The 20,078-nt window shown below is 64.1% G+C and carries 18 protein-coding genes and 1 tRNA gene; 9 read left to right on the top strand and 10 right to left on the bottom strand.

All coding sequences use genetic code 11. The annotated features are described in order from the left end of the window. Window positions 1-87: 87 nt before the first annotated feature. Entirely contained in the window at window positions 88-1,425 is a 1,338-nt protein-coding gene (locus AWB80_RS18780) for an Nramp family divalent metal transporter (protein ID WP_096031984.1), read from the bottom strand. Window positions 1,426-1,985: 560 nt separating this feature from the next. Between AWB80_RS18780 and AWB80_RS18775 the strand changes: the two genes are divergently transcribed. The 4 genes from AWB80_RS18775 to AWB80_RS18760 all read left to right on the top strand — a co-directional run bounded on the left by AWB80_RS18775 (window position 1,986) and on the right by AWB80_RS18760 (window position 6,099). Next, entirely contained in the window at window positions 1,986-3,077 is a 1,092-nt protein-coding gene (locus AWB80_RS18775; protein ID WP_425266868.1) for a polyamine ABC transporter substrate-binding protein, read from the top strand. A 129-nt stretch (window positions 3,078-3,206) separates the two neighbouring features. Beyond that, on the top strand, window positions 3,207-4,379 hold the full coding sequence (locus AWB80_RS18770) for an ABC transporter ATP-binding protein (protein WP_061176159.1): 1,173 nt from the start codon (window positions 3,207-3,209) through the stop codon (window positions 4,377-4,379). Then, entirely contained in the window at window positions 4,376-5,284 is a 909-nt protein-coding gene (locus AWB80_RS18765) for an ABC transporter permease subunit (protein ID WP_061176158.1), read from the top strand. The genes AWB80_RS18770 and AWB80_RS18765 overlap by 4 nt, the downstream gene beginning before the upstream one ends. Next, window positions 5,284-6,099, top strand: coding sequence for an ABC transporter permease subunit (locus AWB80_RS18760; protein WP_061176239.1), 816 nt, complete (start codon window positions 5,284-5,286; stop codon window positions 6,097-6,099). Before AWB80_RS18765 ends, AWB80_RS18760 begins: the two co-directional genes overlap by 1 nt. 59 nt (window positions 6,100-6,158) lie before the next feature. Here AWB80_RS18760 and AWB80_RS18755 read toward each other — a convergent pair whose 3' ends face one another. The 3 genes from AWB80_RS18755 to mfd all read right to left on the bottom strand — a co-directional run bounded on the left by AWB80_RS18755 (window position 6,159) and on the right by mfd (window position 11,978). After that, window positions 6,159-7,163 (bottom strand): threonine/serine dehydratase family protein, encoded by a 1,005-nt coding sequence (locus tag AWB80_RS18755; RefSeq protein ID WP_061176157.1) that lies wholly within the window; start codon window positions 7,161-7,163, stop codon window positions 6,159-6,161. A gap of 22 nt (window positions 7,164-7,185) precedes the next feature. Further along, the gene (gene argE, locus AWB80_RS18750) at window positions 7,186-8,409 is read right to left on the bottom strand and encodes an acetylornithine deacetylase (RefSeq protein ID WP_061176156.1); all 1,224 of its coding nucleotides are present in this window, start codon (window positions 8,407-8,409) and stop codon (window positions 7,186-7,188) included. Between the two features lie 92 nt (window positions 8,410-8,501). Then, window positions 8,502-11,978 carry a transcription-repair coupling factor gene (gene mfd / locus AWB80_RS18745; RefSeq protein ID WP_061176155.1) on the bottom strand — a complete coding sequence of 1,159 codons (3,477 nt, stop codon included), beginning with the start codon at window positions 11,976-11,978 and terminating at the stop codon, window positions 8,502-8,504. Between the two features lie 127 nt (window positions 11,979-12,105). On the opposite strand from mfd, the gene ispD reads away from it, so the two are divergent. Then, complete coding sequence (gene ispD, locus AWB80_RS18740; protein WP_061176238.1) at window positions 12,106-12,840, top strand: 2-C-methyl-D-erythritol 4-phosphate cytidylyltransferase; 735 nt, start codon at window positions 12,106-12,108, stop codon at window positions 12,838-12,840. Window positions 12,841-12,865: 25 nt separating this feature from the next. Continuing rightward, window positions 12,866-13,357: a 2-C-methyl-D-erythritol 2,4-cyclodiphosphate synthase gene (gene ispF, locus AWB80_RS18735; protein ID WP_061176154.1), complete on the top strand. Its 492-nt coding sequence runs from the start codon at window positions 12,866-12,868 to the stop codon at window positions 13,355-13,357. Between the two features lie 10 nt (window positions 13,358-13,367). Here ispF and AWB80_RS18730 read toward each other — a convergent pair whose 3' ends face one another. The 4 genes from AWB80_RS18730 to ompR form a co-directional block, all read right to left on the bottom strand. Next, window positions 13,368-13,889: a carboxymuconolactone decarboxylase family protein gene (locus AWB80_RS18730; protein WP_061176153.1), complete on the bottom strand. Its 522-nt coding sequence runs from the start codon at window positions 13,887-13,889 to the stop codon at window positions 13,368-13,370. A gap of 97 nt (window positions 13,890-13,986) precedes the next feature. Next, window positions 13,987-14,535 carry a peroxiredoxin gene (locus AWB80_RS18725; protein WP_061176152.1) on the bottom strand — a complete coding sequence of 183 codons (549 nt, stop codon included), beginning with the start codon at window positions 14,533-14,535 and terminating at the stop codon, window positions 13,987-13,989. A 178-nt stretch (window positions 14,536-14,713) separates the two neighbouring features. Further along, window positions 14,714-16,078, bottom strand: a complete 1,365-nt coding sequence (locus AWB80_RS18720; RefSeq protein ID WP_061176151.1) for an ATP-binding protein — start codon at window positions 16,076-16,078, stop codon at window positions 14,714-14,716. A gap of 62 nt (window positions 16,079-16,140) precedes the next feature. Next, on the bottom strand, window positions 16,141-16,866 hold the full coding sequence (ompR, locus tag AWB80_RS18715) for an osmolarity response regulator transcription factor OmpR (RefSeq protein ID WP_008349770.1): 726 nt from the start codon (window positions 16,864-16,866) through the stop codon (window positions 16,141-16,143). 243 nt (window positions 16,867-17,109) lie between these two features. Between ompR and AWB80_RS18710 the strand changes: the two genes are divergently transcribed. Together AWB80_RS18710 and AWB80_RS18705 are read left to right on the top strand one after the other, a co-directional pair. Further along, window positions 17,110-17,475, top strand: a complete 366-nt coding sequence (locus AWB80_RS18710; protein WP_061176237.1) for a hypothetical protein — start codon at window positions 17,110-17,112, stop codon at window positions 17,473-17,475. Window positions 17,476-17,490: 15 nt separating this feature from the next. After that, complete coding sequence (locus AWB80_RS18705; protein ID WP_061176150.1) at window positions 17,491-18,351, top strand: DUF1501 domain-containing protein; 861 nt, start codon at window positions 17,491-17,493, stop codon at window positions 18,349-18,351. Here the strand turns inward: AWB80_RS18705 and AWB80_RS18700 are convergent. Next, window positions 18,348-19,190: a squalene/phytoene synthase family protein gene (locus AWB80_RS18700; RefSeq protein WP_061176149.1), complete on the bottom strand. Its 843-nt coding sequence runs from the start codon at window positions 19,188-19,190 to the stop codon at window positions 18,348-18,350. The two genes, AWB80_RS18705 and AWB80_RS18700, sit on opposite strands and share 4 nt — an antisense overlap. A gap of 188 nt (window positions 19,191-19,378) precedes the next feature. On the opposite strand from AWB80_RS18700, the gene AWB80_RS18695 reads away from it, so the two are divergent. Next, window positions 19,379-19,765 carry a hypothetical protein gene (locus tag AWB80_RS18695; RefSeq protein ID WP_061176148.1) on the top strand — a complete coding sequence of 129 codons (387 nt, stop codon included), beginning with the start codon at window positions 19,379-19,381 and terminating at the stop codon, window positions 19,763-19,765. A gap of 56 nt (window positions 19,766-19,821) precedes the next feature. On the opposite strand, the gene AWB80_RS18690 is transcribed toward AWB80_RS18695, so the two are convergent. After that, window positions 19,822-19,908: transfer RNA gene (locus tag AWB80_RS18690), tRNA-Leu, on the bottom strand. Window positions 19,909-20,078 lie beyond the last annotated feature (170 nt).

Genomic DNA, 20,078 nt, shown 5'->3' with positions numbered 1-20,078 from the left:
GCGGGAAGGAGCGCGGTGATCGCGCGCCAGAGGACATTGGTAGCACAACCCGCGCCACACCCACAAACCGACCCGAAAATCGCAGCCTCAGCCCGAAAGTACCGCCTGCCACAGCATCGCGCCGTTCAACGCGACGATCACGCCCGCACACGCCCACGCCAGCGCGAGCGGCACGCGCGCGACGCGCCAGCGGCCCATCAGACCGGCATCGGAGGCGAAGCGCACGAGCGGAATGACCGCGAGCGGCAATTGCAGGCTCAGCACGACCTGGGTCGCGACCAGCAGCGCGTTCGAGCCGTGCTGGCCGAAGCTCGCGACCGCGACGAGCGCCGGACCGATCGCGAGGCCGCGGGTCAGCAGCGCCCGGGCCCAGCGCGCCATCTTCAGACGCAGAAAGCCTTCCATCACCGCCTGACCCGCGAGCGTGCCGGTGACCGTCGCGTTCAGGCCGCAGGCGAGCAGGGCGGCAGCGAACACGACGCCCGCCCAATGGCTGCCGACGAGCGGTGCGATGAGCCGGTGAGCGTCGGCGAGATCGTCGACGTCCGTGTGGCCGCTCGCGTGGAACACGGCCGCCGCGACCAGCAACAGCGACGCATTGACGATGAACGCGAGCGCCAGCGAGCCGAACGTGTCGATGTTCACGCCGTATAGCGCGCGACCGATGGCGGCGTCGTCGCGACCGCTCGCGTGCTCCTTGACGAGCGCCGAATGCAGATAGAGGTTGTGCGGCATGACCGTCGCGCCGAGAATGCCCGCCGCGAGCCAGAGCATGCCGGCGTCGCGCACGAGCTGGCTCGACGGCGCAAGGCCGCGCAGCGCGTCGCCCCAGACCGGATGCGCGAGCGCGAGTTCGACCACGAAGCAGAAGCTGACGAAGAAGATCAGCGCGGTCACGGCGCGCTGCAACGGCCGCTTGCCGCGGCTTTGCAGCGCGAGCATCGCGAAGGTGCCAACCGCCGAAATCAGCACGCCGGCGGTGAGCGAGAGGCCGAACAGCATCTGCAGCGCCACCGCGCTGCCGACGACCTCCGCGACATCGCAGGCGATGATCGCGATTTCACACGCGATCCAGAGTATGAGCGTGGTGCGGCGGCTGTAGCGCTCGCGGCACAGTTGCGCGAGATCGCGCCCGGTGACGACGCCCACGCGCGACGCGACCCATTGCAGCAGCATGCCCATCAGGCTCGCGAGCAGCACGACGAAAAGCAGCGAGTAGCCGTAGCGCGCGCCGCCCGCGAGCGCCGTCGCCCAGTTGCCGGGGTCCATGTAGCCGACCGCGACGAGCGCGCCCGCCCCGGCGAACGAATACCAGCGTCCGTGCGGGCGCGGCGCCCGCTGACGCTCCTCGCGGCTCGCCGCGGGCGACTGCACGTCGGATTGCGCGGCGGATAGCTGGGCGAGCGCGGACGGATTGGTATTCATGCGTTAAGCGGCCTCGAATAGCGGGACAACGGCGGCGTCGTGTCAGTCGTATACGCGTGCGTTGCGGTTCAGGATGCGCCGCGCGTTCGCGGCGCACGTCGAATTGGCTCGCAACAACTGTTCCGCTGGCTATTCGTCAGGCTCGGCGTCCGGGTCCGGACGTGCGTCGTCGCGGGACCCGGGAGGCCGATCACGAATAATGACATTGCATCGGGCTTACGCGCGCGCGTGCCACTTTGGCGAGTGTGGTTTTATCAGGTGCCGCCGGGGCCGTTTAGGGGCTAAAATGCGCGCTCTTTCCGGCTGCCCGCGCGCGGTGGGAAGCCGTGGAAAGGCCCGCGTGGCAAGACTGTGGCCGCGCGACGCAAGGGTGTGTACATTTTGCGCGACACGCGGCGCATTATTTTTTGTCGCCCCTGCGTTTAATGGTAGTTTTCGGGGTTTTGAGGGAGTCGTGGACCAGATCGGGCGACGGGACAACGCGCCGGGTCCGCGCGGCACGACGCCGTGACAAGTCGGAACAAGGGAGAATCGAGATGAACGAGAAACTGGCGAGCCGCATGGCGAAGCTGGCGGGCGCCCTGACATGCGCCGCGATGCTGACCCCGCTCGCAGCGATGGCGAAGGACACGCAGTTGAACGTGTACAACTGGTCGGACTATATCGCCAAGGACACGATCCCCAACTTCACCAAGCAGACCGGCATCAAGGTGAAGTACGACAACTACGACAGCGACGACACCCTCCAGGCCAAGCTGCTCACCGGGCGCTCGGGCTATGACATCGTCGTGCCGACGAGCAATTACGCGGGCAAGCAGATCGCCGCCAATATCTTCGCACCGCTCGACAAGTCGAAGCTGCCGAACCTCAAGTATCTCGACCCCGACCTGATGAAGCTCGTCGAGGGCGCCGATCCCGGCAACAAGTACACGGTACCCTGGGCATACGGCACGACCGGCCTCGGCTACAACGTCGACAAGGCAAAGCAGATTCTCGGCCCCAACGCCGAACTCAATAGCTGGGACATCCTCTTCAAGCCCGAGAACATCTCGAAGCTGAAGGCGTGCGGCGTCTCGGTGCTCGACGCGCCGGACCAGATGTTCGCCGCCGCGCTGCATTACATCGGCAAGGATCCGATGAGCACGAATCCGGCCGACTATCGCGAAGCGCTCGCGATGATGAAGAAGATCCGCCCGTACATCACGCAGTTCAATTCGTCGGGCTACATCAACGACATGGTCGGCGGCGACATCTGCTTCACCTACGGCTGGTCGGGCGATGTCGTGATCGCGAAGCATCGCGCGGTCGACGCGAAGAAATCGTTCAAGATCGAGTACTACATTCCGAAGGGCGGCGCGCCCGTGTGGTTCGACGTGATGGCGATCCCGAAAGACGCGAAGAACAAGGACGCGGCGCACGAGTGGATCAACTACATCGAGACGCCGCAGGTTCACGCCGCGATCACGAACGCGGTGTACTACCCGAGCGCGAATCTCGAGGCGCGCAAGTACGTGGACAAGGACGTTGCGAACGATCCGGCCGTGTATCCGCCGCAGGAGGTCATCAAGACGCTGTTCCTGCTGAAGCCGCTGCCGCCGGAAATCCAGCGCCTGCAGACGCGGCTCTGGACGGAATTCAAGTCCGGCCGATGAACCGCAAAAGCCGGTTATTCTTTTGAATCGACGAAGCCCCTGGACCTCCGGGGGCTTTGTTCGTGGTCGCATCGCACGTCGGGGCGGGCCGCGAAAGTCACCTGGAAGCAAGGAGTCGAACAGGCAATCATGAGTGAGCAGTCGAGCGCGTTGAAGGCAGCGCCTAATTCCGGCCGGCGCGAGCCGGGCAGTTCTCCATCGGCCCCGGGCACGGACGACAACTTCGTGCAGATCGTCGACGTCGTGAAGAAATTCGACGAGACGACGGCCGTGCGGGGCGTCAACCTGTCGGTTAAGAAGGGCGAACTCTTCGCGCTGCTCGGCAGTTCGGGCTGCGGTAAATCGACCCTGTTGCGCATGCTCGCAGGTCTCGAGTCCGTGACCGAAGGGCAGATTCTGATCGACGGCGAAGATCTCGCGAAGATGCCGCCGTATCAGCGCCCCGTGAACATGATGTTCCAGTCCTACGCGCTCTTTCCGCACATGAGCGTGGAATCGAACGTCGCGTTCGGGTTGAAGCAGGAAGGCGTGAAAGGCGGCGAGCTGAAGGACCGCGTGCACAACGTGCTCACGCTCGTGCAGATGGCGCAGTACGCGAAGCGCAAGCCGCATCAGTTGTCGGGCGGCCAGCAGCAGCGCGTCGCGCTCGCGCGAAGCCTCGTCAAGCGCCCGAAGCTGCTCCTGCTCGACGAACCGATGTCCGCGCTCGACAAGCAGATCCGCCAGCGCACGCAGATCGAACTCGTCAATATTCTCGATCAGGTCGGCGTGACGTGCATCATGGTGACGCACGATCAGGAAGAGGCCATGACCATGGCCAATCGCATCGCCGTGATGAGCGAAGGTCAGATCGTGCAGCTCGGCACGCCGCACGAGGTCTACGAATACCCGAATACCCGTTTCTCGGCGCAGTTCATCGGCTCGACGAATCTGTTCGACGGCAATGTCGTGGAAGACGAGCCGGATCACGTGTTCGTCGAATCGCCGGATTTGCCCGTGCGCCTCTATGTGAGCCACGGCATCACCGGGCCGCTCGGCATGCCGGTCACGATCTCCGTGCGCCCGGAGCGCATCGCGCTCATGCGCAAGCCGCCCGAAGGCACCTACAACTGGGGCCGCGGCAAGGTGACGAACATCGCCTACATGGGCGGCTACACGCTGTATCACGTGACGCTCGATTCGGGCAAGGTCGTGGTCGCGAACCTGTCGAGCCTCGCGATCGGCGAGATCGATTCGCCGACCTTCGGCGACGAAGTCTATGTGCGCTGGAGCGCGTCGGCCGGCGTGGTGCTGACGTCATGATGATGAATCTGCTCAGGCGCATGGGCATTTCGGGGCGCTCGCTCGTCATCGGCGGGCCGTACCTGTGGCTCCTGCTGCTGTTCTTCGTGCCGTTCCTGCTGGTCGTGAAGATCAGCTTCGCCGACAGCCAGCTCGGCATTCCGCCGTACACGGATCTGGTGTCGATGGAACAGGGCGTGATGCACATCGCGCTCGACTTCGCGCACTACGCGTTCCTCGTCCAGGACAGCCTGTACTTCGCGACCTACATGAACTCGCTGCTGGTCGCGGCGGTGTCGACAGTACTGTGCCTGCTGATCGGCTATCCGATGGCGTATTACATCGCGCGCTCGAATCCGGCCACGCGCAACATCCTGATGATGGCCGTGATGCTGCCGTTCTGGACGTCGTTCCTGATTCGCGTGTATGCGTGGATCGGCATTCTCAAGAACAACGGCCTGCTCAACAATTTCCTGATGTCGGTCGGCCTGCTGCATTCGCCGATCGAGCTGTATCACACGAATATCGCGGTGTATATCGGCATGGTGTATTCGTATCTGCCGTTTCTCGTGATGCCGCTCTACGCGCATCTCGTGAAAATGGACCTGACCTTGCTCGAAGCGGCTTACGATCTCGGCGCCAAGCCGTGGAAGGCGTTCGTGCAGATCACGCTGCCGCTGTCGAAGAACGGCATCATCGCGGGGTGTCTGCTCGTGTTCATTCCGGCGGTGGGCGAGTACGTGATTCCTGAACTGCTCGGCGGCGCGGATACCCTGATGATCGGCCGTGTCATGTGGAACGAGTTCTTCAACAACGCCGACTGGCCGATGGCCTCCGCCGTCACCTGCGCGATGGTCCTGTTGCTGCTCGTACCGATGGCGCTCTTCCAGCACTTCCAGGCGAAGCAACTGGAGGAAAAGCGATGATCAAGCCTAGCCGTCCGTTGCAAATCACCGCGCTGGGCCTCGGGTTCGCTTTTCTGTATATCCCGATCCTGAGTCTCATCGTCTATTCGTTCAACGATTCGCCGCTCGTCACTGTCTGGACCGAGCCGTCGCTCAAGTGGTATCGCGCGCTCGTCACCGACGACGAGTTGATCAACGCCGCGTGGCTGTCGTTGCGCATCGCGTTTTTGACGGCGTGCGCGTCGGTCGTGATCGGCACGTGGGCGGGCTTCGTGCTCGCGCGCATGGGCCGCTTCAGGGGCTTCACGCTCTACACGGGCATGATCAACGCGCCGCTCGTGATTCCCGAAGTGATTCAGGGCATCTCGCTGCTCTTGCTGTTCGTCGAAATGGCGAAGCTGATCGGATGGCCGGAGCGCGGCATCTTCACGATCTGGATCGGGCACGTGATGCTGTGCATTTCGTATGTCGCGATTATCGTGGAATCGCGCGTGCGGGAACTGAATCCGTCGCTGGAGGAAGCCGCGCTCGATCTCGGCGCGACGCCTTTGCGCGTGTTCTCCACGATCACGCTGCCGCTGATCTCTCAGGCGCTCGTCGCGGGATGGCTGCTGTCGTTCACGCTGTCGATCGATGACCTCGTCTTGTCGGCGTTCCTGTCGGGCCCGGGCTCGACGACGCTGCCGCTCGTCGTGTTCTCGCGCGTGCGTCTGGGCCTGAATCCGGAGATGAACGCACTGGCGACGTTATTCATCGCGCTGGTGACGATCGGCGTGGTCGCGGCGAATTACTTCATGCAGCGCAGCGAGCGCCGCAAGCTGGCCGCGGTGCTGTGAGGTAACGCGTCACGGAAACGGTAGATGAAAACGCGGCCCCAAATGGGGCCGCTTGCACGTCATGCGTTCGCCAGATGCTTCGCGAACGTCGCCGGATCGGTATTGGTTCCGCACAGCAGCACGCCCACGCGCTTGCCTTGCAGACGCTCGCGCAGCGGGCCGAGCAGGGCGGCGGTGGCGGCGGCGCAAGCCGGCTCGACCGCGAGCTTGAGTTCGCTGAAAAGTTGCAGCATGCCGTGACGCAGCGCGTTGTCCGACACGGTCACGATCTCGTCGATATGCCGCCGGCACAGCTCGTAGCTGTACTGCTCGGTATGCGGCGCCATCAGCGAATCGGCGATACCGTGCATCGCGCCCATCTTGATCGTGTGATTCGCTTCGAAGCTGCGCTTCATCGCGTCCGATCCTTCGGGTTCTACGCCATAGACATGCAACGAAGGATTGGCGAGACGCATGGCCGTCGACACACCCGCTGCGAGCCCGCCGCCGCCGATCGGCAGGATCACCGCGTCGAGATCGGGCGCCTGCGAGGTCCATTCGTAGCCGAGCGTCGCCGTGCCGAGCACCGTGCGATAACCGTTGAACGGATGGATGAAGACGCGTCCTTCTTCCGCTTCGACGCGCCGCACGACATCGAACGCTTCGGCGACGTTCTCCGCGAACACGACTTCCGCGCCGAAGCGCCGGCACAGCGCGACGCGCGCCGGACTCGCGCTCTTGATGATGACGACCTTCGCGCCCACGTCCATGCGCTGCGCGGCATAGGCGACCGCAACCGCGTGATTGCCCGCCGACACGCAGGTGACGCCCGCCGAGCGTTCGCTGTCGGAGAGCGCGAGGATGTTCGAGAACGCGCCGCGCGCCTTGAACGTGCCGCTCGCCTGCAGCAGTTCGAACTTGAACGTGACGGGCGTGCCTTCGAGCGTGGGGAAATCGTGGCGCTCGAAAGTGGGCGTGCGTGCGACCCAGGGCGTGAGCGCCATGTGCTGCTCGGCGATTTCGTCGAGCGTCGGAATCGGCGTGCCGTCGATCGTATTGTCGGAATGCTGGGTGGCGGTGGACATGGCGCTTGTTGCTCTGAAAGGGTCAGCGGGCCTGTGCTTCGACGGACATGCTGTGAATGAACTTGCCGAGGAACGCCTCGCACTGCGCGAGCTGTTCGAGCGACACGTACTCGTTCGCCTTGTGCGCCTGCTCGATGTTGCCCGGCCCGCACACGATGCTCGGCACGCCCGCGTTGGCGAACAGACCCGCTTCGGTACCGTAGGCGACCTTGCGCTTGTCCTGGTTTTCGGTGAGCGCGCGCACGAGCTGCGTGATCGCGGCCTGCTCGGTGGCGTCGAGACCGGGCGCGGAAGCGAGCCTGGTGAATTCGATGGCGCCGTTGCCGTGTTCCTTCAGCATCTTCGGCAGTAGCGTCTCATGCGCGTACGATTCGATGCGCTGGAAAATCTGCTCCGGGTCCATCGTCGGCAGATTGCGGAATTCGAATTCGAAGTTGCATTCGGCGGGCACGGTGTTGATCGCGTTGCCGCCCTTGATCGTGCTCGTTTGGCTGGTGGTGAAGGGCACGTCGTAGAGTTCGTCGAACGGGCCTTTGGCGCGGAATTCATCGGCGATATCGCGGATGTGGCAGATGAGCCGCGCCGCGTATTCGATGGCGTTCAGGCCTTTCGGCGTCAGCGACGAGTGCGCCGCGAAGCCGCGTACGCAGCAGTGATACGTATTGATGCCCTTGTGCGCGATGACCGGGCGCATCGACGTCGGTTCACCGACGATGCAGCCGTCCGGTTTCACACCGCGTTTGAGCAGGTCCGCGATCATCAGCGGGGCGCCTGCGCAGCCGACTTCTTCGTCGTACGAAAGCGCGAAGTGGATGGGTTTGGCGAGCTTCGTCGCCTGCATTTTCGGCAGCATGGCGAGCGCCGCGCCGATGAAACCTTTCATGTCGCACGAGCCGCGGCCATAGAGCAGGCCGTCGCGCACTTCGGGCTTGAACGGGTCGCTTTGCCAGTCCTGTCCGTCGACCGGCACGACGTCGGTGTGACCCGAAAGCACGATGCCGCCGTTGGTCTCGCCATCGTGCGCCGGGACCGTGGCGAAGAGATTGGCCCACTGGCCGCGGGGATCGCTGGTGATGGTCGCTTCGATGCCGGCGTGGCGCAGTTCATCGCGGACGGTTTCGATCAGGCCGAGGTTCGAGTTGCGGCTGACAGTGTCGAAAGAAACGAGTCGCTCGATCCACGGCAGGGAGAGCGGAGATGTTGTCGAGGCTGCTTCTGGATGCGCCGGGTCGGCGATCTGTGACATGTTTTTACTCCTGCGGGTAGGGTTTGATCATAGCCGAAAGGGGTGGGGGTGGGGTGGTTCGACTGGGCTTCCATCCATAGAAGCCCAAACGATCACCGAACAGCAGAAGCCGACTGCCTCACCGGCCCGCCCAACGCCCGCAACGTCTCCTTGACCGTGGAAATCCGCACCGCAAGATCCGGACTCCGCGACTCGATGCGCAACTTGTCCTGCCCCGCCAGCTTGATGTGCTTATGCTTCTGCACCATCTCGATGATCTTCATAGCATCCACCGGCGGATTCGGCACGAACTGCAGCGAGATGGACTGCTCGGCCGCGTCGATCTTGGAGATGCCGAGCGGCTTCGCAGCGAGCCTCAACCGATGCGTCTCCACCAGCGCATGCGCCTGCGGCGGCAGCTTGCCAAAGCGGTCGACGAGCTCTTCGAGAATCCCATCGATCGCATCGCTCGATTCGCAGTTCGCGAGCCGCTTGTACAGCGACAAACGCTCCTGCACGTCGCCGCAATACTCGGCCGGAAGAATGGCCGGTGCATGCAGATTGATCTCGGTCGTGGCAGCCAGCGGCGCATTCAGATCCGGCTCGCGGCCTTCCTTCAGCGCGCGCACCGCGTCGTTCAGCATGTCGGTGTAAAGCTGAAAGCCGATTTCCTGAATCTCGCCCGATTGCTTGTCGCCGAGCACTTCACCGGTACCGCGAATTTCCAGATCGTGCATCGCGAGATAGAAGCCCGAACCGAGTTCCTCCATCTGCTGGATCGCCTCCAGCCGTCGCTGCGCCTGCTTCGTCAGCGACTGCGGATCGTGCACGAGCAGATACGCATACGCCTGGTGATGCGAACGCCCCACGCGCCCGCGCAACTGATGCAACTGCGCAAGCCCGAACTTGTCCGAGCGATGCATGAGGATTGTGTTCGCGCTCGGCACGTCGATGCCGGTCTCGATGATAGTCGTGCACAACAGCACGTTCGCGCGCTGGCCGACGAAATCGCGCATCACGCGTTCGAGTTCGCGCTCATGCATCTGACCATGCGCCACCGCGATACGCGCTTCCGGCACCAGCGCTTCGAGCATCGTGCGGCGATTCTCGATCGTCTCGACTTCGTTGTGCAGGAAGTACACCTGTCCGCCGCGCTTGAGTTCGCGCAGCATCGCTTCGCGAATCACGCCGTCTTCCTCGCGCCGCACGAAGGTCTTGATCGCGAGGCGCTTCTGCGGCGCGGTCGCGATCACGGAGAAATCGCGCAGCCCTTCGAGCGCCATGCCGAGCGTGCGCGGAATCGGCGTCGCGGTGAGCGTGAGCACATCGACCTCGGCGCGCAGCGCCTTCAACGCTTCCTTCTGGCGCACGCCGAAGCGATGTTCCTCGTCGATGATCACGAGCCCGAGCCGCTTGAACTTCACATCGCCCGACAGAAGCTTGTGCGTGCCGATGACGATATCGACACTGCCATCGTTGATCTGCTGCACCGCCGTCGATACTTCCTTGCCGGTCTTGAAGCGCGACAATTCCGCGATACGCACGGGCCAGTCCGCGAAACGGTCGGTGAAGGTCTGCGTGTGCTGCTCGGCGAGCAGGGTGGTCGGCGAGAGAATCGCCACCTGCTTGCCGCCCATCACCGCGATGAACGCGGCGCGCAGCGCCACTTCCGTCTTGCCGAAGCCGACGTCGCCGCACACGAGGCGGTCCATCGGCTTGCCGCTCGTCATGTCGCCGATCACCGCGGCGATCGCCGCCGCCTGATCGGGCGTTTCCTCGAAGCCGAAGCTCTCCGCGAACTTGACGTAGTCGCGCGGTTCCAGCGCGAACGCATAGCCCTCGCGAGCCGCGCGGCGCGCATACAGGTTGAGGAGTTCGGCGGCGGTGTCGCGGATCTGCTGCGCGGCCTTGCGCTTCGCCTTTTCCCACTGGCCCGAGCCAAGCTGATGCAAAGGCGCGCTGTCCGGGTCCGCGCCGCTGTAGCGCGAGATCACGTGCAACTGCGCGACCGGCACATACAGCTTCGATTCGTTCTGGTACTCGAGATGCAGGAATTCGGTTTCGCCTTCGCCGAGATCCATCGACACGAGGCCCATATATCGGCCGATGCCGTGTTGCGCATGCACGACCGGATCGCCGACTTTCAGCTCGGCGAGATCGCGCACCATTGAATCGACGTTGCTCGCCTGTTCCTGCCGGCGTCGGCCGGCGCGGCGCGCGAGCGGTCCGTACAGCTCCGTCTCGGTGACGATCGAAAGCTTCTCCGACGGCAACACGAAGCCGTTAGCCAGCGGCGCGATGCCGAGCGTGAACTTGCCGTCGCTTACGAGCCATTCCTGGAACGTGTCGCGCAACTCGCCGCGCAGGCCGTTGTCCGCGAGCAGTTGCTGGATGGTTTCGCGCCGTCCCGCCGATTCCGCGACCAGCATCACGCGGTTGTCCGTCTGTTCGAGATAATGGCGCAGCGCGAGCAAGGGCTCGTCGGCGTGGCGGTCGATCGCGAGTCCCGGCAACGGCACGGCCCAGCCCCCTTCGGGCGTCGACGGGAACTTCAGTTGCGCGAACGGCTTGGCGAAGGTGAAGAAATCGTCGTCGCTCAGAAACAGGCGGCGCGGTTCGAGCAACGGCCGCTCGCGGTCATGCGAAAGAAAGTCGAAGCGCTGCTTGGTGTCGTTCGTGAAGCGCTTGATCGCCGCGTCCATGTCGCCGACGAACGCGAGCTGCGCGCCTGCGGGCAGATAGTGGAAGAGCGTGGCGGTTTCGTCGAAGAAGAGCGGCAGATAGTATTCGATACCCGCCGACGGCACGCCGATGCCGATGTCCTTGTAGATCTGCGAACGGCTCGGATCGCCTTCGAACACCTCGCGCCAGCGGCTGCGGAAGGCGGTGCGCGAGGCTTCGTCGAACGGAAATTCGCGGCCCGGCAGCAGGCGCACGTCGCGCACAGGATAGAGGCTGCGCTGCGTGTCGGGATCGAACGCGCGGATGGAATCCACCTGATCGTCGAACAGGTCGAGGCGATAGGGCAGCGCCGAACCCATCGGATACAGGTCGATCAGCGAGCCGCGCACGCAGTATTCGCCCGGGCGCACGACCTGGCTCACGTGCTCGTAGCCCGCGAGCGTCAACTGCGCTTTCAGCTTCGCCTCGTCGAGACGCTCGCCCTGCGTGAACGAGAACGTGTAGGCCGCGAGAAACGACGCGGGCGGCATGCGGTACAGCGCCGTCGTCGCGGGCACGATGAGAATGTCGCAGCGTCCTTCGCCGAGATCGTGCAGCGTCGCGAGCCGCTCGGAGACGAGATCCTGGTGCGGCGAGAACGTGTCGTACGGCAGCGTCTCCCAGTCGGGCAGGAGACGCACGCGCGCATCCGGTGCGAAATAGGGGATTTCGGCGGCGAGGCGCTGCGCATCGACGGCGCTTGCGGTCACGACCGTCAGCAGCGGCACGCTCTCGCGATACGCGCCGTAATAGCGCGCGATGGCAAGCGCATCGGACGAGCCGGACGCGCCGTCGAAGGCGAAACGCTGGCCTGGCTTTACGAGCGCGATGGGAGAACTGGACTGCGCTTTGACGGCTTTGGAAGACATAAGGTGTGCATGGAACGGCCCGGCAAACGCGGGTTCGAGGAGTCGAACCCGCGTGCGCGGGACGTGATCGCGAAAGACCTATTATAAAATCCGGGCTTCAACTTTGACTTGCCCACAACAATTGCCCGTGACTTCGCGCCTGTTTTCCCTGATTCCCTGCGCCGGAACCGGCAGCCGCGCCGGTGCGCCGATGCCGAAGCAATACCAGACGGTCGCGGGCCGCCCGATGCTCGCGTACACGCTCGCAGCGTTCGACGCGTGCTCCGAATTCTCGCAGACGCTCGTCGTGCTCGCACCGGACGACCATCATTTCGACGCGCGCCGCTTCGCCGGGCTGCGCTTCGCGGTGGAGCGCTGCGGCGGCGCATCGCGGCAGGCGTCGGTGTACAACGGCCTGATCGCGCTCGCGAGATTCGGCGCGCGCGACGACGACTGGGTGCTCGTGCACGACGCCGCGCGCCCCGGCATCACGCCGGAACTGATTCGCAAGCTTGTCGCGGAACTGCGCGATGATGCCATCGGCGGGATTCTCGCGCTGCCGGTCGCGGACACGCTGAAGCGCGTCGCACCGAACATGCCCGATGCGCCTTTGTCCGCGGGGCCCGCGCAGACGCGCATCGCCCGCACGGAATCGCGCGACGGCCTGTGGCAGGCGCAGACGCCGCAGATGTTCCGCCTCGGCATGCTGCGCGAAGCGATCGAGCGTGCGCGTCACGACGGCCACGACCTGACCGACGAAGCGAGCGCCATCGAATGGCTCGGGCACTCGCCGAAGCTGGTTCAGGGCAGCTTGCGCAACTTCAAGGTGACCTATCCGGAAGATTTCGCGCTCGCGGGCGCGATTCTTTCCGCGCACGCCTGACTCACACTCAAAAAGGTTTGGATCGATGGATCTCAGAATCGGACAAGGATACGACGTCCACCAGCTCGTCGAGGGCCGCCCGCTCATCATCGGAGGCGTGACGATTCCCTACGAACGCGGCCTGCTCGGGCACTCCGATGCCGATGTGCTGCTGCACGCGATCACCGACGCGCTGTTCGGCGCGGCGTCGCTCGGCGATATCGGCCGGCATTTTCCCGACACGGCGACCGAATTCGCCGGCGCCGACAGCCGCGTGCTGCTGCGCGAGGCGTTCAGGCGCGTGTCGGAGGCGGGTTTCGCGATCGGCAATGTCGACAGCACGATCATCGCGCAGGCGCCGAAGCTCAGCCCCCATATCGACGCGATGCGCGCGAACATCGCCGCCGATCTCGATCTTTCGATCGACCGCGTGAACGTGAAGGCCAAGACCAACGAGAAGCTCGGTTATCTCGGCCGTAAAGAGGGCATCGAGGCGCAGGCCGCGGTGCTGCTGCGCCGGACGTCGATCGACGGCTGAACCGGCGACGCTACCCTTGCGCTTCGATCGTCAGCGCGACGGCGTTGATCACCGCCGCGATGCGGCCGACGTCGCGTAGTTGCGTCGTCGACATGCCTTCGGCCACGAGATTCTCGTAGTGCGACTTCACGCAGAAGTGACACTTGCCGATGATCGACGCCGCAAGCGCATACATCTCGAAGCGCCGCTTGTCCACGCCGCCGTGAGAGGCATACGCGTTCATGCGCAGGTTGGGGGGCTGCGTCTTGAGGTCGGCGTTGTCCGCCATCTCCAGATACGGATACCACACGTTGTTCATGCCCATCAGCGCGGCAGCGGTGAGCGCGGCGTTGGTTTCTTCCGGCGACAGCACGCCCGCGTTGCGAATGATGCCGACCAGTTTCGTCGCTTTCGCGGCGAACGCGGCGGCCAGCGCGACACCGACCGCATCGTTTCCTTCGAGCGATGAGCGGGCGATCGTGCCGTCGACATTCAGGCGGATGTCCTTCGCGTAGTCGGGCACGAGTTCCTTGATCGCGGACAGGAATTCCATTGTTTTCTCCTTGTTCGTGGCATTGGCGTGGCGTTAAAAAACCCGCCAGCGCCGAACGCATTCGGCCGGTGGCGGGTTTCGCGGCATCCGGAAACGCTTACAGCGTTGCGCCGCCGACAGAACGGTTGCACGGGCACAGTTCGTCCGTTTGCAAACCGTCGAGAATACGCAGGACTTCTTCCGGGCTGCGGCCCACGTTCAGGTTGTTGACCGACACGTGCTGGATGACGTTGTCCGGATCGACGATGAAAGTCGCGCGCAGCGCCACGCCGGCTTCTTTATCGCGCACGCCGAGCTGATCGATCAGTTCGCCCTTCACGTCGCCGAACGCGTAGTGGTTCAGCTTGTTCAGGTCTTTATGCTCGCGGCGCCATGCCAGCTTGACGAACTCGTTGTCGACGCTGCCGCCGAGCAGAACCGCGTCGCGGTCCTCGAAATCCTTCGCGAGCTTCGCGAACTCGACGATTTCCGTGGGGCAGACGAACGTGAAGTCCTTCGGATAGAAGTAGATGATCTTCCACTTGCCCGGGAAAGACTGTTCGGTGATTTCCTCGAACGCGGACTGCCCGTGCTCTTCGTGATGGTTGAAACCCGGCTTCGCAGCGGTGACGGTGAATGCTTCGACTTTATCGCCAACGGTCTTCATGCGGAAAACTCCTGTGAAATCGTTGAAAGGACACACTCCAAGCAAACTACGGGATCGCCGTAACGCGCGCGTGACACTTTCAATGCCAGCCATGCTGCGCGTTAACCCGATTCACCTTAACCCTATACAAATAATCGCTCCAATAGTTTTTAACTAACCATGGGGACGGCCAGCGCGTTCAGCCTTCGAAACGCGCGCCGCCTTTGATCGGCGGAAAGTCGATGGTCACTTCGAAGCCCGGCAGAGGCGTGCGGTTGCGCAGCCGCAGCGTGCCGCGCTGACGTGTGACGAGCCGCTGCACGATCGCCATGCCGAGGCCGGTGCCGTTCGCCTGCGTGCGCGCCGTATCGACGCGATAGAACGGGCGCGTGATGAGCGCGACCTGATCGTCGGGAATGCCGCGGCCTTCGTCCATCACGGAGAGTTCGACCTTGCCGTGCGCGACGCGCGTCTGCAACGTGATGCGGGCGATGTCGTCATGTTCGCTGCGCCCGTACTTGCGCGCGTTCTCCAGCAGGTTGCCGACCACGCGGCGCGCGTCCGTCGGGTCGCCTTCGATCACCGCGCCCTGCGCGAGATCGGTGTGCATCACGACGCCTTCGTCGGCCTGGAAGCGCGCGGCGAGTTCGCCCGCGATCATCGACAGATCGACCGCCTCGGGCATGCGCTGCATCGGCCGCGCGTAGTCGAGGAAGCGGCCGATGATCATGTCCATCTGCTCGATGTCGTCGATCATCGCGAGCTTGGTCGCTTCGTCCGACGGACTCATTTCGGTTTCGAGACGCAAACGCGCGAGCGGCGTGCGCAGATCGTGCGAGATGCCCGCGAGCATCAGCGCGCGATCCGCTTCGAGCTGCTCGAGGTTCTGCACCATCTGGTTGAAGCTTCGATTGGTTTCCGCCGCAACGCCCATGCCACGCTCGGGCAAGGGTTCGGGCGATTGTCCCGAGCCGACCCTGCGCGCTGCGAGCGCGAGGCGCGCGAACGGCCGGTTCACGAGACTCGTGATGAACGCCGCGCCGAACAGCGACAGCGCGAGCGCGAACACGCCCCAGCCGGCCCATTGCAGGCCGGTGACAGTGTCGAGCTGATCGCGGTCGAGTGCGACCCAGTAGTCGTCGTCGTCGATCTTGAAGCTGATCCAGACGCCCGGAATGTCGTTCACGGATTGCGCGATGATCGTCTCGTTGCCGAGCCGGCCGCGCACGTCGCGCTCGATCAACCGGTTGAGCGATTCATCGGGCTGCAGCTTGTACTTGTCGGTGGTTTCGCGCGGATACACGCGCACGCCTTCGTTGCTCTCCAGATCCTGAAGCAGCGCGCGGCGCAGATCGGGATCGGAATAGAGCAGGGCGGTGCGCGTGAGCTTGACCACAGCGACGAGCTGCAGCGCCACGCGCTGCGCGCGCGGCTCTCGTTCGATCACGCGAAAGCTCTGGAACCACGCCGTCAGACTGACGGCGATGAGCAACGCGATCAGCGCGAAGGTTCGCCAGAACAGGCCGCCGAACGCGAGCGCCAGTAGCCGCCTGTCGATGCGCATGGGTCTGTCGGGTTCAGCTCGATGAAGAGGGGAAAGCGTGACGAAACTCGCTCAAGGATCGATCAGGCTGCGCCGTCGGGGATGAAGACGTAGCCGAGGCCCCACACGGTCTGAATGAAGCGCGGACTGCTGGGATCGGGCTCGATCAGCTTGCGCAGACGCGAGATCTGCACGTCGAGGCTGCGGTCGAACACTTCGTATTCACGGCCGCGTGCGAGCTCCATCAGCTTTTCACGCGATAGCGGCTGACGCGGATGACGCGCGAACACCTTGAGCACCGAAAACTCGCCCGTGGTCAGCGGAATTTCCTGACCGTTCTTCGTGAGCGTGCGCGTGGCGAGGTTCAGCGCGAACTCGCCGAACTCGAACACTTCGGTGGTTTCGGACGGCGCGCCCGGCAATTCGGACGGCGTCTGACGACGCAGCACCGCATGAATGCGCGCGACGAGTTCGCGCGGATTGAACGGCTTCGGCAGATAGTCGTCGGCGCCCATTTCGAGGCCGACGATGCGATCGACATCTTCACCCTTCGCGGTGAGCATGATGATCGGCGTGCGATCGTTGCTGCCCCGCAGACGCCGGCAGATGGAAAGACCGTCTTCACCGGGAAGCATCAGATCGAGCACGAGCAGATCGAAACGCTCGCGCACCCAGAGCTTGTTCATCGACGGCGCATTCTCCGCAACGTAGACGTTGAAGCCCTGTTCACCGAGGTAGCGTCGCAGCAGATCGCGCAGGCGCGGATCGTCGTCGACGACGAGAATTTTTGAAGGGTTCTTGGTTTCCATGGAGGCATCTTAGCGCGTTTGGTCAAACGCCGAGTTTGTAACAAAAGCGAGTGTAACAGTTGGTTACAAAATTTACGGAGGTGGTGGCACGACCTAAGGGTTTGGTGCGTACACTGCTTTACCTAAGCCCGCCATTCGGTAGATACTCCATTAGACCAGCGCGTCATGCGGCCCGACCAGCCACTGCGAGACGCGCGCGAAAAGAATGAGGCTGTCCGGTTGTCGAGCAACGAAGGGAAAAACATGAAGGGAGCGCGGCAGCGCGGACCTGTGCGCGCTGAGCGCATCTTCAGACAGACACTTCTTGCCAGTGCGCTTTACGCAGTACTGAGCACGCCTCACGCCTATGCGCAATCGACCGGCTTCGATCGCGGCTTCACCAGTTCCCCGAATCGCTTCGATGGCCGCATGATTCGCGCGCAGCAGCGCGCGAACACGACTCCTTCGAGCCGCGATCGAGCCTCCGGCACGCCCTCCATGCAACCCGTACAACAGGCCGATCAGACGCCGCCTGCGCGCCCGCCGCGCCATACGGTGATGACCGCCGACGAGCGGCGTCTCTTGCGGCAGCACATCGAAGAAGCGGTGCGCGATCTCTACAAGCGGTGAGCCGCGCGGACCGCGATGAACCGACGTCAATTCCTCTCGATTGCCGGCGCGTTCGCAGGATGTGCGGGCAGCGTGGGTGACGCGTTCGCCTTCAGTCGATCCGATCCTCCATCTTCCATTCGCACGCTGGTGCTCGTCGATCTCGACGGCGGCAACGATGCGCTCAACACTGTGATTCCCATCGCCGATCCGCGCTATCGCGCGCTCAGGCCGAATCTCGCGATATCGAAGGATCGGGCGTTGATGCTCGATGAACGCACGGCCCTTCATCCGTCGCTCTTGCCGTTGATGAACGCGTGGCGCGCGAACGATATGGCGATCGTGCAGGGCGTCGGCTACGACGCGCCCAACCGCTCGCACTTCCGCTCGCGTCAGATCTGGGACACGGCGTCGCATGCGGATGAATATCGCGCCGATGACTTGTTCGATCGCGTGAAAGACACGCACGGCGCGAACGTGATCCGCGTCACGTTGCATGGCTTCGACACGCACGAGAATCAGGCGCATCGTCACGCGGCGCTGCTGGCCCGATTGGCTGAAGGACTCGCATCGTTGCGTGCATCGCTGATCGCGTCGGGCGACTGGAACCGCACGCTCGTGATGACGCGTTCGGAGTTCGGACGCGCCGCGCGTGAAAATGCCGCAGGCGGCACGGAGCACGGCGCGGGTGCGGCGCATTTCATGATGGGTGGCAACGTGCGCGGTGGCCTCTTCGGCATGCCGCCACGGCTCGATCGGCTCGACGCGGACGGCGGCTTGCCGGTCGGCGTCGATCTGAGAAGGCTGTATGCGACGGCCATTCCTGCTTGCTGGAGATTCGATGCCGCCGCGATCCTCGGACAGCGCGTCGAGCCGCTACCGCTGCTGCGCGTCTAGCGCGTGCGCCACGTGATCCACAGCTTGCGGATCGGCGTCAGCGCGATGCGCTGATGCAGCACCTTGAAATTCTCCCGCTCGATCTCGTCGAACAGCGCGAGCGACAGCGCCGCCTGCGCGCGCAGCACACGCTGCGTCGCGCGCTCGGAAGCGGGGATGGCCGCGAGCGCTTCGGTTAGCGCCTGCCGCGCGCGTCCGGTCTGAAAGCGCATGAGATCCGTGAATGCATCGCTGTACTTGCGATTGATGATGTCCGCGGCGGTCACGTTGAAGCGCTGCATCTCGTCGATCGGAATGTAGATGCGGCCGTGGCGCGCATCGTCGCCGATGGCCTGAACGCGTTCGGCGAGCAACAGCGCCGAGCCGAGCGGCGCGGCCCACGCGGCGGCTTGCTCCGGAGCGCGTGCACTCGCGCGTGCGATGGCCGTCGCGAACGCACCGCCCGTCTGCTCCAGATAGCGCCTGAGGCCGGGCCAGTCGAGATAGCGTGCCTGATCCAGATCCATGCCGAAGCCATCGACGACCGCGGCAAGCGACGCGCGCCCGGCATCGTCGAGAACGGGATGCGCGGCGTCGCCCGCGTGCGCCCGCAACGCCTTCGTGACGGGATGCGTCGGTTCGCCGCCGTCGAGGCGGCCCAGTTCGCTCTGCCACCACGCGTGCTTGGTGCGGCCGATGGCCGGATCGCTGGTTTCCTTGACGGTCTCTTCGAGCTCGCGGTAGAGCGCGTAGAGCGCGGTCAGAAGCGGCTGGCTCGACACCGGCGCGCGGCGCAGCGCGTAGTACGTGCCGGAACCATCGGGGGCGGCCTTTTGCTGGCAATAATCGTCGAAATTCACGGACGGGGCTGGTGGGGGAGGTTTTGTTTTGTGGCTTCGCCAGGCGCTGGCCGACGCACGGGCGCTCATTTTATCCGGCGAAGCGCGGCTTCGCTGCCAACGCGCTCGCGCCGCGCGATTGTGTGCCGAAGCACCGACGCGCATCGCCGCGCGCGCGAGACTGCCGCCATCGACTCAGGAGGGCGCTCATGGCCTTGAGCAAATCCGAGAACAAACAATTCAGCGAAACTTGCCTGCCTTATCTCGTCAGGAGCGTGGCGACGGATTTCGGCTTCGACTTTCGCGTGTGTCCGCGCCAGATGCACGTCTCGCCGACGGTGGGCCTGCATATCACCGCCCATCGCCGCGCCGACGCCCAGCTCACGTACCCGCTCAACGTCTTCGTGTTCTGGCAGCCGGCATGCGTGCGGCGGTTTCTTTCGCATGTCGACCGGCCGATCGCCGCTGCGCGCGCAAGCGAGCAGATACCGGAGGAGATCAGGCGCGTGATGGACCGTGCGGGCATCGACTTCGACGGACGGTCGCAGGATAAAGGCGAGGTGATGATGGTCGAAGTGGGCGAACTCAGCATTTAGACGGAATAACCGCCGCAAAAACGAAAAACCCCTTTGCCGATGAAAGGGGTTTCGTGTGGTGCGAGGAGGGGGACTCGAACCCCCACACCCTTGCGGGCGTCAGGACCTAAACCTGGTGCGTCTACCAATTTCGCCATCCTCGCAGCACGGCAGGCGCGCTGGGCGCCCGGCGTTTGCCGCCGTGTCCGGCACCGGTCCACTGTGCCAAGCCCGAAATTCTAACCGATTCGTCTGGCGATGTCTGCGAAAATGCGTCAACGCTTCGGGCGCCGCACATGGCGGCGTGACGCGCGGATGACGAGCGATTCCGGTC

It is taken from the genome of Caballeronia pedi, assembly GCF_001544915.2.
Taxonomy (GTDB): Bacteria; Pseudomonadota; Gammaproteobacteria; order Burkholderiales; family Burkholderiaceae; genus Caballeronia; species Caballeronia pedi.
The sequence above is the reverse complement of the archived record's forward strand: the minus strand, read 5'-3'. Positions and strand labels throughout refer to the sequence as shown.

Excerpts from the sequence above, each read along its gene's own strand:
- AWB80_RS18725 (WP_061176152.1), bottom strand. The coding sequence starts at position 14,535 with ATGAAGACCGTTGGCGATAAAGTCGAAGCATTCACCGTCACCGCTGCG.
- AWB80_RS18780 (WP_096031984.1), bottom strand. The coding sequence starts at position 1,425 with ATGAATACCAATCCGTCCGCGCTCGCCCAGCTATCCGCCGCGCAATCC.
- ompR (WP_008349770.1), bottom strand. The coding sequence starts at position 16,866 with ATGGAAACCAAGAACCCTTCAAAAATTCTCGTCGTCGACGACGATCCG.
- mfd (WP_061176155.1), bottom strand. The coding sequence starts at position 11,978 with ATGTCTTCCAAAGCCGTCAAAGCGCAGTCCAGTTCTCCCATCGCGCTC.
- AWB80_RS18695 (WP_061176148.1), top strand. The coding sequence starts at position 19,379 with ATGGCCTTGAGCAAATCCGAGAACAAACAATTCAGCGAAACTTGCCTG.
- AWB80_RS18710 (WP_061176237.1), top strand. The coding sequence starts at position 17,110 with ATGAAGGGAGCGCGGCAGCGCGGACCTGTGCGCGCTGAGCGCATCTTC.
- AWB80_RS18755 (WP_061176157.1), bottom strand. The coding sequence starts at position 7,163 with ATGTCCACCGCCACCCAGCATTCCGACAATACGATCGACGGCACGCCG.
- AWB80_RS18730 (WP_061176153.1), bottom strand. The coding sequence starts at position 13,889 with ATGGAATTCCTGTCCGCGATCAAGGAACTCGTGCCCGACTACGCGAAG.
- argE (WP_061176156.1), bottom strand. The coding sequence starts at position 8,409 with ATGTCACAGATCGCCGACCCGGCGCATCCAGAAGCAGCCTCGACAACA.
- ispF (WP_061176154.1), top strand. The coding sequence starts at position 12,866 with ATGGATCTCAGAATCGGACAAGGATACGACGTCCACCAGCTCGTCGAG.
- AWB80_RS18765 (WP_061176158.1), top strand. The coding sequence starts at position 4,376 with ATGATGATGAATCTGCTCAGGCGCATGGGCATTTCGGGGCGCTCGCTC.
- AWB80_RS18770 (WP_061176159.1), top strand. The coding sequence starts at position 3,207 with ATGAGTGAGCAGTCGAGCGCGTTGAAGGCAGCGCCTAATTCCGGCCGG.
- AWB80_RS18705 (WP_061176150.1), top strand. The coding sequence starts at position 17,491 with ATGAACCGACGTCAATTCCTCTCGATTGCCGGCGCGTTCGCAGGATGT.
- AWB80_RS18775 (WP_425266868.1), top strand. The coding sequence starts at position 1,986 with ATGGCGAAGCTGGCGGGCGCCCTGACATGCGCCGCGATGCTGACCCCG.
- AWB80_RS18720 (WP_061176151.1), bottom strand. The coding sequence starts at position 16,078 with ATGCGCATCGACAGGCGGCTACTGGCGCTCGCGTTCGGCGGCCTGTTC.